The organism is Caballeronia eucalypticola, from assembly GCF_047608185.1.
Classification (GTDB): Bacteria; Pseudomonadota; Gammaproteobacteria; order Burkholderiales; family Burkholderiaceae; genus Caballeronia.
In genome coordinates this window covers 427,722-439,846 of record NZ_JBLKRU010000002.1, presented here as the reverse complement: position 1 = coordinate 439,846, position 12,125 = coordinate 427,722, and the positions used below count along the sequence as shown (strand labels likewise).

Here is a 12,125-nt window from a genome sequence, read left to right as displayed (position 1 = left end):
GGGCAAGCAGCCTCGTTTTGGCGACTGCGATCTCCTGACGGTGCACGGGGGTAAGGTGACGTTGCACTCGAACTGTCAGCTGATCGAAGGAGGCCGGCCGCCTCAACGGGTCACCGGCTCGCCAATCTGACAACTCCCTGTAAAACGCAACAGCATCTTGCAGCCCGGCTGGTTGTCCCCAATCTCGAAGTCGGCCCCATGCATACGAGCGATCGCAGCAACAAGACTCAGGCCGAGCCCGTGCCCCGCCGTCATATGCACTTGCGCACCCGTACTCCGGTAAAACGGCCGAAGCACCGCTTTGCGCTCACCCACATCAATACCCGGTCCCGTGTCGGTAACCAGGAGGGAGGTAACACCACTGTCGTTACGGACCTCGAGCGTGACTTGCCCTCCTCGCGGCGTGAACTTCAGCGCATTATCGAGCAGGTTCTCGATTGCCCCGAACAACAGGTCGATGTCGCCGATGACCTCGACAGGTTCGGACGCATGCACCTTCATCGACAAGCCGCGATGCTCGGCGAGCGGCTCATAAAGTTCAACCACGTCGCGCAGCACGACGTCGAGCGAGATCGAACTGAAACTCGCGCGCCGCCCGCCGGCCTCGATCTCCGCAATTCTCAGCAGGGCTGTAAAACGATTGAGCACGACGTCCGACTGCTCGATCGCCATGTCGATCGCTTCGGCGTAGTCGCTGGCAGTAGTTGAGCGGCGGCGCACCCGTTCCAGGCTGCCACGCAGACTGGTCATGGGTGTACGCAAATCATGCGCGATACCCGCGCACACGCCACGCACCTCGCTCACGAGCCGCTCTATTTCGTCGAGCATCGTGTTGACGATTCCGGCGAGGCGGTCAAGATCGTGATTGGTATGTCGCGTGGGCAAGCGCCGGTCGAGCTGGCCTGCCATGATTTCACGGCTCGTCTCGCTGATGGCGCGAATGCGCCGGTTCGACATCCTGTTCAGCGCGGCGCCACAGCCGAGTGCAAGCAGGATCGTCAACGCGAGGCCGGCACACAGCGTTGTCACCAGCGTCCGATCGAACACGATGATCTCATCGATCGAATGCCCGACGACGATCCGCAAGCCGCTTTTGGTCGGCACGATGATGCCGCGATATTGGCTTGTCATCCGACCGCGCCCCTCACGGGTCGCCTGAACGTAGTTGAACGGTGTACCGTCTTTTTGCACCGGGAAACTATTGACGTTACCCGCAAGCCGCCTGCCGTTCTCGTCGAACAAGCCATAGGGCCGGCTATCCGCGACGTCGCGCCGGCTCAGTGCGCCGACCGTTGCGATGGCTTCGTCGCGGCCGAGCGACTGAAACTCCGACACCTCTCCGTTCAGGCGTTCGTCGACCTGGTGAAGCAGGTAACCGCTGGTGAGCCAGTAAAGCAAGGCGAACAGCACGATCGCCGAACTGACGAATACCAGCGTCAGCCAGCCGATGCTGCCCGGATGCAGACGCGCGCCACGCTTACTCCGCAGCCTGGAGGATATAGCCGACATTACGTACCGTATGGATCATTGCCGACATGCGCCCGTTGAGGCTGACCTTCCGGCGCAGATGGCCGATATGCATGTCGATCACGTTGGTCTGCGCATTGAAGTGGTAATTCCAGACCGACTCGAACAAGAGCGCGCGAGTGACGACCTGGCCCGCGTGCCGCATCAGGAATTCAAGCAAACTGTATTCACGCGGCTTCAGGTCTAACGCCTGACCAGCGCGATGCGCGCTGTGCAACGCGGTGTCCAGCAGCAGGTCGCCGACGCTCAGGATCGAGGGCGCCCCCGCCGCCGATTGCCGGCGCAGAAGGACGTTAAGGCGCGCGGTCAGTTCGAGACTGTCGAATGGCTTGGTGACGTAATCGTCGCCTCCGGCACGCAGCCCCCGCACGCGTTCATCGACGGCAGCGAGCGCGCTCAGGATCAGCACCGGGGTCCGCTTGCCGATATTGCGCAGCGTCGAAAGAATCGACAGGCCGTCTATATCCGGCAGCATGCGGTCGAGCACCACCACGTCGAACTCTCCGTCAATGGCGCGCAACAAGCCGTCATGCCCGGACGACACGGATTCCACGTCGAAACCATAGTCCTCAAGCGCTGCCCTGATTTCCAGCGCCGCATCCCGGTCGTCTTCGACAACCAGGATGCGGTACTTCCGTCCGGTCGAGCGGACGATGGCCTGTTCACTTGCCAATCGATTGTGTTCCAGGTTGAGCGTGCGCGACTTGCCGAAGCGGATTCCAACTCCCGTCCGGCAGTACCGGCGTGCCTTCTTGCGCGACCGCCTGAAGTGCGTCTACCGGTAAGCCAAGCGCCGCAAGGATGGTCGGCGCGACCTGCGTGGTCGACACAGGATAGGTCACCCGTTGGCCCTGTGCGGCAAGACGCGGATTAGACACAAACAACGCAACGCGGGTGTCGTCGTCATGGAATCCGCCGTGTTCAGCCAGTTTGCCATCACCAGGTGGCGCGAATATGACACCGTCGCGGGACACAACAACAATATCTGGTGTACGGCTGTCTCGCGATGGCGAGGGAAAGCGCAGCGCCAGGCGCTCGCCGCTCACAACATCGGCGATACCGAGCGCCTTCGCATTTGCCCGCAATGCAGCACTCACCGCGGGGGCAGCCGAGGCGTCGTGCAGCCAGATCAGCGCGCCGTAATCCGTGGTCAACTGGGCGAGCGCACCCGGCGCGGCCGTGTCGACCACGCTCTCGAGCCGGCGCTCGTCGATCTTGTTGAGCAGGCTGGTATCGATAGGACCATTGCCGTGCTTGGCCGTGACGATGATCAAGGTATCGTCACGCAAGCCTTGCCGTTCCAGCTCACTCACGAAACGTCCGATCAACCGGTCCGTATGTCCGATCGCTCCATCCAGCCCCGCTGTCAGATCCCCGTCCGCATTCTTATACCCGTAGATTTTTTGCGCGACATTGACCGCCTGCAGGTTCAGGCCGAAAACATTCGGTATAACTGAATGCTTTTTTCCGTCGTGCGTCAGGCCGTCGATCTCATTGATGATCACCCGCCCTTTCATATCGTCATAGTCCTCGGTTCGAGGAAGCGAACCGGTGATCTCCTTTGCCGCCACGTTGCTGAGACCTTCGTAGTTCGCGCCGATCTCCGGCAGGAACAGGTCGTCGACCCCTTTCCCGGAGGGACCCTCGACCAGTTCATAGGTCGGATGTTTGTCGGTCCATGCGGTATAACCCCCCGCCGCATGCACCGCTTCGAAGAGAGTGTTGACGCGCAGGTAACTGTGGGGATAAACCGGCGCGCAACCGTGCACGGGGTCCCGAGGCAGCTTGGCGGGGTCGATCATGTCATGCCCGTCGGCAGCGGCCAGATCAAGCGATTCGTCGTAGCGAACGCGTGTGCCGAGCCGGCTGCAATTGCTGCCCGGTGCAGCCAGCGCCCGGTCGTAGGAATCGTCGTAATAGACGCCGGTCACGGCCGGCGTGCCACCGGTGACCAAAGCCATCAGGCCTGGAAACGAATCGGCCGGTGCGACGGTATGGGCGTTGGTGTAGTCGACGCCCTGTTGCAGAAGGCTCGCGAGCGAGCTGTCCGGATGGGCATCGACGAAATGCGCGAGATCGCCAGTGTGCAGACCGTCCACACTGATCAGCAGGACGTGTCGCACGGGCGCATCAGGCGGCAGCGATGCCGCGGGCGTGGCTGCGGTCGCGGCGGCTGTGGACAGGCTCAGCAAAGCTGCAATGACGGAGAGTAGTTGTTTCATTCAGTAGTGTTTAGATTGAAGGTTACCCAGAGGCTTTCGTCCAGGGTTTTGCCCATTTGGGCGGCTTCGGGTTTTGGATAGGCCGCATCCCTGACGGCCGCAAGCGCCGCGCGATCAAGCAGTCCACTGCCGCTCGACGTGACGAGCGTTACGTCTGACACACTACCGTCGCGGTACCGGAAGCCAACCCGCGCGCGGCCCGCCATGCCGGCCATGCGGGCCGACTCCGGGTAGTGAAGCGCGGCCTGGATCGCGGCACGCATGGCGTTCTCGAAGCTTGTGTTGGAAACAGCAGGCGCCGCTGCGGGCATCGCAGGGGGCGGTGGTGGTGCAGGTACAGATGGCGTGTCTGCGGGCGCTGTAGACGGCGCTACGGGCTGAGGTATCGGAGTCGGCACGGGTGGCGGGGCGGACGGTATCGGACGCGGCCGCGCAACGCGCTTCGCCTGCTGCACTGGAGCAACCGGGCGCGCCACGGGCTGCGGCCTGGGAACCGGCAGCGGTTCCGGCACGGGCACGGGCACGGGCACGGGCTCTGGGGCAGGCGCGAGCGACAACATGGTCACAGGCGGCACAACCGGCGGCGCCGTTTTTTGCGCCAACATCAGATAACCGCCGCCCAGCAGTAGCGCTTCGGCCAGCAATGCGAGCGCTGCCGCCGGATAAAAGCGTCGTCGTTCCGGCACGAAGCCGGCGGAAGGAGTCGCCATATCACTTCGCCGCGGGTTGCGCAGCAAGCGCGATCTGCGAAACCCCGGCTGCACGGCATGCATCCATCACGGCGACGAGGTCCTGGATCCTTGCCGCCTTTGATCCCGCGATCGTCACAACCGTATGCAATGCATCCGGCCTCGCCGACAGCATTGCTGTCAGTTGGTCCGGCGTCAGCGCGTGGCCATCGACCGACATGCCGCCGTCGGTCGACAGTGTCACCATCACCTTGGGCGGAGGCAAAGCCATAGCGCTCGCACTTGATGGCAACTGCGTCTTGAGGCCCGCATTCGGAATCATGTGCAGCGTAATCATGATGAAGAACACCAGCAGGAAGAACATGATGTCGATCATCGGAATGATCTCGATGCGGGCCTTTTTCGCTTCGAAGTAGTTCACGCTCATGCCCCTTGGGAAGCGAGTTTCCCAATCACCGCACGCGGCCCGGCGCCTTCTCTCAGGTCCTTCGCGTGCTCGTATGATCCGCTTGCGAGTCGATTGACGAGCGCGGCCTTCAATGTCTCAAGCTGATGCACGACCGCACGCACCCGGTTGTGCAGGCCGTTGAAGAACACGAGGCCGATCATTGCAACAAAGAGCCCCGACGCAGTAGCGATCAACGCTTCAGCCACGCCGCCCGTTACTTGCGCAGGTGCGTTGCCCGGGTCGGACAATACCTGGAACGCGTTGAACATCCCCACGATCGTGCCGAAGAGACCCAGCAGAGGCGCGAGCGTGACGATGGTGTCGAGCACCCACAGCAAGCGGTCGATGCGCGGCGCTTCACGCATGATCACTTCCTCGAAACCGGCGTCGAGTTCTTCTCGCGTCCGCGAACCATGAAAACGTGCGGCGGCCGAGAAGATCCGGCCGATCGGCAGGCCCCGGTATTTTTCGGCGAAAGTCGTGAGCGTCGTTGCGTCGAGCTGATCCAGACGGTCGATTTGCCCGAGCGCGGCGTACCCGCAGCCCGAGACGCGATGCAGGAACCAGGAACGTTCGATAATGATTGTCAACGCGACAAACAACATCGCCGCGATGACATAAAGAACGCCTCCGGAATGGTTGGCCAGGTTCAGCAGTGTGTTGATGGTCATGCAGGCAAACTCCTTTAAAAATCGGTCGACACGGTGCCAATAATGGCGCGGCCCGGAATCGTCCAGTACAGCGGCGTATTGTCGGCAGCGGTGAAGCCGGCAAGCGCGTTGATGCTGGTGCGGTTGAAGATGTTGTCGACCTCAAGGCCAATGCGCGTGTTATGCAGCCACGGCGCCAGATTCCTGATCGTGTAGGAGGTCGCGAAGTTCGTCACCATAAAACTGCCGATAGGTTGCTGGTCACCTGTGGAACCAAACTGGTGGCCCACGAACTTGGTGATCAGTGAGCCGTTTAACGGCCCGCGCCCGTAGAGGAGGCCCAATGCCGCGGTGCTTTGCGGTGCATTCGGCATCCAGTCGCCGCTGCTCTTTTGCTTGGCTGAGTTGAAAGTCAGGTTGCCGTACAGGCTAAAGCCAAGTCCGGCGTAGAACGTCGCTTCGGATTCGAAGCCCTTGTACACCGCGCCGCCTGCGTTCGAGAATGTGGTGTTACCACCCACCGTCTGGCTCGTAATCGCGTTGAGGAAGTCGATGTAGTAAAGGTCGGCGGATACCGTCAAACGCTTGCTTTTATAGGTCGTGCCGATCTGGTAGTTGTTAGTCTGCTCCGGGCTAGGTTGACTCGATCCCGCCGGATTCGTGACATAGAAAATGTTCAGGTTCGGCGCGAGGAAGCCCTGTGCAAACTGCGCATAAGCGCTCCAGTTCGAGTTGATCTGCTCGTGCAACGTCACCGACGGAAGCACCTTCGTCCAGGTGTGGCTGTAGTTGACCGGCACGCCGCTGCCCTGATCCACAGGAGCATCGATACTGCGGTTAAACGACACGTACTTGAGGCCAGGCGTCAACGTTAGTCCGAAGGGCAACTCCCATGCGTACTGCACGTAAGGCTCGAACGTGAGCAACGTGTCGTGCATCGAGAAATTAAGCGTCTGAAGCGCAAAATTCAGCGAGTCGTCCACATTCATGTTGTCGCGGAAGTTTGACTGATGCGTAAGCCAACCACCAAGCTGAAGCGTTCCAGGACCGATCTTGCGTTCCGCCGTCGCGATGTCGCCGAACGCCCTATAGTTGTTCGCCATCTGCTGACCCGGCACGTCATTCGGGCCGAAGGTGGTCCCGTTTGGGGTCTCGCCATTAGGGTCCATGCCGTTAAAACCATCGTGGTAATACGCGTAGGTGTAGAGCTTATTCTCGATCTTCCACTCGGCAATACGGGTCTGGACATCGATGTATTCCATGTCCGTATTGATGCGGTCGAAGTTGTAGCCGGAATAGGACTGGCTGTTTGGATCGCTGCTAAGTCCGAAGTTCGGGCCGAACTGATGAATCTGCGCTGCGGTCGCACCTAGCGATACATTTTGGTGGATGCGGTTGTAGTTCGCGTACACCGTAACGAGAGTGTCGTCACCGACAGGCTTCTCCAGCTTGAAAAAGACGTTGTCGCGCCGCTGCGAGGCGTTGGTCAGATAACCGTCGCTGCTGGTATGGCTATAGCCGACCATGGCGCGCGCATCGCCCCACTGCTGCATGTCACCCGTATTGAATTCCGCGCCCGTGAGCCACGTGTCGAAACTGCCGTACGAACCCAGAAGCGATACCGACGGCGTCATGGCCGGCTCCCGCGACTGGACCGCAATCGTGCCGCCGAAGGTCGCGAAGCCGATCTGCGATGCGTCACCCGGGCCACGGTCAACGGTAATGCCACCAATGTTCTGTGACGTAAAAAAAGACGTCGAATGGTGCGTGAAGTCGTTGGAGTCGCCGAACGGAATGCCGTCGAATGTCACGTTGAACTGGCCGTCCTGGAAACCGCGAATCGACAGGCTCTGTGATTCCATCAGGCCGGCGCCGTTCGGGTTGACGCTGTTCACACTCGGTGCGATCTGGACGATATCGCTATAGTTAGCCGTGGGCGCGGTGCTGTTCTGGATATAGTGACGGTTGATGATCGATTGCGGTTCATCCGCTTTCAGCGAGCCTTGCGTGGGCGCCTGTGCCGGTGCCGACTCCGGGCTGGCCGGTGCAGAACCACCGCTGGACGAGTTCGAATTGGCCGTGCTTTGCACTGCGCCAAGGTCCCCTGAAGCCTGCGCGTGAGATACCTGGGCAGCAGTTGCACACAGTGATGCGAGAACGATATGCGCGAGTGATTTCTGGCGAAATCGTGAACGTACCCGTTGCATGTTTGACGCGTCCTTGTTTTAGATTTCCGTCTGGATGGAAGTTGACAAGGCGCATCTTAGAGACAGCACATTAACCGGTGGTGATGCCTATCTTACGAAGTTAAGTATTGCATTACGAATGCATAACACAGCATTCGTGCGAGCGGTTTTGTCATGAGATTGGGGGTCAAATTTTTACAGGATAACTTACGAAATGGACAAGCGCTGGTTCGCATCTGGGTGAAAACAGACCCGCTGCCACGATGCGTTGTATATCCGCGGCATCTGCGTTAATTGCTCTACCCTCTGTCGGAGTGTTCCGTGGGATCGGTGCGCTCGCACGGCAGTTATGGCAGTAGCCGTGCAGCACCAATTGTCGTCCCGCAATTGAGAAGCCCACCTTCTCGCCGATTTCCTTCTGCCTCGCGTTGAAGTCCGGGATCGTGCAACTCCGCATTCTTCCCGCAGCTTATGCAAATGGCGTGGTCATGGTCCGGGCCGTTGTTCAACTCGTACACAATGTATGTGGAATGCAATGCGCCGCTGGGCAGTATCTTTGCATCAACACACTGCTGGAGTACACGATAGATGCTCCCGAAGCTGATGTGGAGCCTCTCGTCTGCGACATACCGGCAGACATCGTCGGCCGTGAGATGCCTTTGCTGTTCATCGCGAAAAAACGATAGCACTTTCATTCTCGGCACGCTCGCCCTCAATCCGACGCTTCGTAGTTCCTCGACTACGTCAAGAGACATGTCTCAACTCGCTCCTCACCACCGACCCGGCAAAAAGCCTTTGGATAGTTCGCTTTCGCTTGTACGAGCCGGCGTTGATCCGCACGGAAGGACGAGCTCGCGAAGCCCTTTGATCCGGTGCGAATCTATGCCGAGCGCGCGCCGGCTGACGAATTCTTGACGGATGATGCGCCCAGCCAGGGACGTCTCCTCACTGCCCTTGACACCGTCGCCCGTAAAACGAATCGCGAATGATGACGTGGTCCCGACTGCTTGGAATCATGGTGCTCGTGCTGCGGGTCAATGCAGCCAGCGTGTGGGAATAGTCGGGAGCTTCGCGCTCGTGACATGCTGTTGGGATCGCCGACGGCGTGGAACGAGATTTTCCGTGGGCAACTGACAGGCTGGACATGATGAGGGGCGTTATCGCCGCAACGAGGCTGACCGACGTCAATCGACCGCACATCACCTATTTGTTGGTTTACTGAGATGGACCCGGCGCCCCTTCGGGGAAGCGCGATACTACTGAATGTCGTCTTCACCAGACACATCGGGAGGTTCATCATGGAAATCGAAATTCTCGGCATCGACCTAGCCAAACACGTTTTTCAACTGCACGGCGCGGATCGCAGTGGACGTGCGGTGCATCGCTCCAAAGTCGCTCGCGGCGCGTTAGCCGAGACGGTTCACAAGCTTCATCCACAAATCGTTGCCATGGAAGCTTGCAGCTCAGCTCATCACTGGGCCCGTCGTTTCATAGCGTTGGGTATTGAGGTTCGGTCCGCAATATGTGTCGCCGTTCGTGAAGACGAACAAGAACGACCGCAACGACGCTGAGGCAATCGTTGAGGCTGCAGGTCGGCCGACGATGCGCTTTGTCAGCATTAAGTCGGTCGAGCAAGAAGATATCCAGGCCGTCCATCGGATGCGTGCCATTCTGGTGCGCCAGCGGACTGCCGTGATCAATCAGGTTAGGGGCCTGCTCGCAGAGCGAGGTCTGATCATTGCTCGTACTCCGCAAGCTTTCAAGCACGCCATCCATGAGGTGTTGAGCAATGAGGGTTCGGAATTGACCGGCTTCTGCCAGGCGCTCCTCACCGAGATGTTGCAACATCTGCAGGCGCTAGAAGCGCGAATTCACTGGCTTGAGGTATCAATTAAGAACTTCGTAAAATCATCGCAGCTGTGTCGCAAGATCACTGCTGTCGAGGACGTTGGTCCCCTTACTGCAACTGCGATCGTGGGTGCTGTGGGTGACGCTAAGCAATTTTCTAACGGACGTCACTTGGCTGCTTGGTTAGGATTGGTGCCACGTCAATACTCATCGGGTGGGAAGGCACGATTGCAGGGCATCAGCAAGCGAGGCGACACCTATTTACGAACGCTATTGATTCACGGCGCGAGAACCGTTTTGCAATATGCTGCGGGTAAAACTGACAAGCGTAGTCGCTGGCTGCAGCAACTAATCGCTCGACGTGGCTACAATTGTGCGGCGGTGGCTCTAGCCAACAAGAATGCACGTGTTATCCAAGTCTTATTGAGCGGGAATGCATCGTATAGACCGGCTGCCTTCTGAACGCGAGATCGTGAATCTGTTGTTTTACCAAGCGCAGGTTTGCGTAGCTCTTAAATGTGATGACGAAATTGGTTGAGCCAGCATCCTGAACCCTGCTTTCAGTGCCGGCTGATTAATCTCAAGCTGTTGGATTGCTCAGGACAGGATGCGCGGATCTCATCGAGGCTGCGGGCGTGCGTCAGGAAATGCCCACAAGCAAGCCGGATACATGCATGCAGACCGTTTCCAATCACAGCAAAGAGCTTGCAAAACGCGTCGGGTTCATACATGCACTGAATCTTGACCCTCAAACCATTCATCACGAAATAGTTGGACTGGGTCGGCACGGCACCCTTGGGCCCACCCGTCAAACCCGATGTAATACGAGATCATGCCGGCGTCCGTCTCGACGGGTAACTCGCGTGGCGGCGGATACTCTCTGCTCGCTGCTATCGTGTGCAGCACCAAGCCCTTATAATTTCGTACCATGCCGCGCCGTACCAGGCATTAATGACCCGGACATGTCGAGGTTCAGTTGCGAGAAATGCCCTTGAAAGCTCGAGTCGGGCGCGCGATAGCGCCCAGGGAGTCGATGCATGTCGCCATCCTGCAGCAGCTCCGGCTCGATATCGTGGAAGGCCGCTGGCAAGCCGGCGAGCGTTTGCCCGAACCCCTTCTGTGTGAGGAGTTCGGCGTATCGCGCACGCCGCTGCGCGACGCGTTCCGGATTCTCGAAACCGAGGGTCTGGTCGAACTGATACCGCACGTAGGCGCTGTAGTGACTGCTCCCAACGCGTCGGACATCATCGGGGCATTCGAGGTACTCGCATTACTTGAAGCCGCCGCCGCCGAAACGGTCGCACGCACGCGCCCACCCGAGGTGCTCAAAAAGATCGGCAAAACCAATGAGCTCATGCAAATTGCCCTGGAGAAAGGCAATCATCGCCGCTATTTCGAACTCAACGATGACTTTCACTATGCCATCGTCGAGGGCGCCGACAATCCAGTCCTGCGCCAGACTCACGAGCACCTGATGTGGCACGTGCACCGCGTGCGCCACACCATTAACCGCGATCGCCCATTCGGGCGCGAGGCGGGAACGGGCGAAGAACATCAGGCGATCATCCAGGCGATGGCCGATGGAGAACCGGCACGCGCCTTCGAGTTGGTACGTGCTCACGTTCTCGGCGTGGGCGCCGCAACGCTCACCGATGCCGGCTTGGCGCAACCGCCCGATGCGAGCGAGTCCGACAGCACGGATTCCGCGAGCTTACTTCGCAGCAGCGGCCTGCAGGCTACCGACAATGGAACTCGTTAGCTGCTCAAACACCTCCGTTGCGTCGGCGGGATTGCAAATGTCCTTCGCCAGCACCTCGAGCCGGTGACTGTCCGAAAATGCGTAGAGATAGGCACCGATCATCAGCGTCACGCGCCAGTACAGATCCTTTTCCGGTAGCCCTGGCAGGACTCTGCGCAGCGCCTCCACGTACGCCCGGGTCGACTCGCTATAGGCCAGGTTGCGCAGCTTGTACGACACTTCCGGTGGCTCCATGTGCAGCCGGGCCTGCAACCGGATGAATGCCCTTCCCGAAGCCGTCGCGCGCAAATCAACAATGGGCTTCAAGAAGGCACGCACAAGTTCCTCGAGATCGGCATCCTTGCCACGCGCCTCTATCTGCTCGAGCAACTGAACCCGGTCAGCTGAAATCTTCGTCGCCCGACGCAAAAACACTGCTTCGAAGAGCTCCTGCTTCGTTCCGAAATAGTAAGTAATCAGCGCCTGCGTCACACCACACGACACCGCCACTTCACGCAGGGTCGTACCCGCATACCCGCGATGAGAGAAGTCGACTTCGGCTGCGTCCAGAATGCTTTCTTTTTGATTTTCCGTCGCACCGGCGGGTCGGCCAAGCGCCCCTCGCCGTCGCAAAGCGCCCTGAGGGCGTTCTGATTTATTCATGACCGTCGTGTTGGATCCAATTTAAGACATGCAAATGCCCGCAGTAAATCCGCTCAACTCTAAAAGATAATTATAGGCCCGCCCAGTAAAAAAGGTTACTCCAGCGGTATCAGTGGAATATGCATAAGCCGATTGCCCTGCAGCTAAGGGTTTC

10 protein-coding genes and 1 pseudogene are annotated in these 12,125 nt (G+C 59.2%); 2 read left to right on the top strand and 9 right to left on the bottom strand.

All coding sequences use genetic code 11. The features are described 5' to 3' along the window. Positions 1-102: 102 nt before the first annotated feature. The 8 genes from ACMX25_RS04170 to ACMX25_RS04135 form a co-directional block, all read right to left on the bottom strand. Positions 103-1,509 (bottom strand): HAMP domain-containing sensor histidine kinase, encoded by a 1,407-nt coding sequence (locus tag ACMX25_RS04170; protein WP_414948265.1) that lies wholly within the window; start codon positions 1,507-1,509, stop codon positions 103-105. Continuing rightward, complete coding sequence (locus ACMX25_RS04165; protein ID WP_414948264.1) at positions 1,478-2,200, bottom strand: response regulator transcription factor; 723 nt, start codon at positions 2,198-2,200, stop codon at positions 1,478-1,480. Before ACMX25_RS04165 ends, ACMX25_RS04170 begins: the two co-directional genes overlap by 32 nt. Further along, complete coding sequence (locus tag ACMX25_RS04160) at positions 2,190-3,749, bottom strand: alkaline phosphatase family protein (protein WP_414948263.1); 1,560 nt, start codon at positions 3,747-3,749, stop codon at positions 2,190-2,192. Before ACMX25_RS04160 ends, ACMX25_RS04165 begins: the two co-directional genes overlap by 11 nt. Next, a complete protein-coding gene (locus tag ACMX25_RS04155; protein ID WP_414948262.1) occupies positions 3,746-4,459 on the bottom strand; it encodes a TonB family protein in 714 nt (237 codons plus the stop codon). Before ACMX25_RS04155 ends, ACMX25_RS04160 begins: the two co-directional genes overlap by 4 nt. A gap of 1 nt (position 4,460) precedes the next feature. Further along, positions 4,461-4,865 (bottom strand): ExbD/TolR family protein, encoded by a 405-nt coding sequence (locus tag ACMX25_RS04150; RefSeq protein ID WP_414948261.1) that lies wholly within the window; start codon positions 4,863-4,865, stop codon positions 4,461-4,463. Next, on the bottom strand, positions 4,862-5,557 hold the full coding sequence (locus ACMX25_RS04145; RefSeq protein WP_414948260.1) for a MotA/TolQ/ExbB proton channel family protein: 696 nt from the start codon (positions 5,555-5,557) through the stop codon (positions 4,862-4,864). Before ACMX25_RS04145 ends, ACMX25_RS04150 begins: the two co-directional genes overlap by 4 nt. Before the next feature lie 14 nt (positions 5,558-5,571). After that, positions 5,572-7,743 (bottom strand): TonB-dependent receptor, encoded by a 2,172-nt coding sequence (locus tag ACMX25_RS04140; RefSeq protein WP_414948259.1) that lies wholly within the window; start codon positions 7,741-7,743, stop codon positions 5,572-5,574. Positions 7,744-8,069: 326 nt separating this feature from the next. Next, positions 8,070-8,417 (bottom strand): transcriptional repressor, encoded by a 348-nt coding sequence (locus tag ACMX25_RS04135; RefSeq protein ID WP_414948312.1) that lies wholly within the window; start codon positions 8,415-8,417, stop codon positions 8,070-8,072. A gap of 603 nt (positions 8,418-9,020) precedes the next feature. Here ACMX25_RS04135 and ACMX25_RS04130 point away from each other — a divergent pair. Together ACMX25_RS04130 and ACMX25_RS04125 are read left to right on the top strand one after the other, a co-directional pair. Continuing rightward, positions 9,021-10,032: pseudogene (locus tag ACMX25_RS04130) on the top strand (IS110 family RNA-guided transposase). A gap of 529 nt (positions 10,033-10,561) precedes the next feature. Continuing rightward, positions 10,562-11,329: a GntR family transcriptional regulator gene (locus ACMX25_RS04125; protein WP_414948257.1), complete on the top strand. Its 768-nt coding sequence runs from the start codon at positions 10,562-10,564 to the stop codon at positions 11,327-11,329. On the opposite strand, the gene ACMX25_RS04120 is transcribed toward ACMX25_RS04125, so the two are convergent. Next, positions 11,282-11,971, bottom strand: coding sequence for a TetR/AcrR family transcriptional regulator (locus ACMX25_RS04120; protein ID WP_414948256.1), 690 nt, complete (start codon positions 11,969-11,971; stop codon positions 11,282-11,284). The two genes, ACMX25_RS04125 and ACMX25_RS04120, sit on opposite strands and share 48 nt — an antisense overlap. Positions 11,972-12,125: the final 154 nt, after the last annotated feature.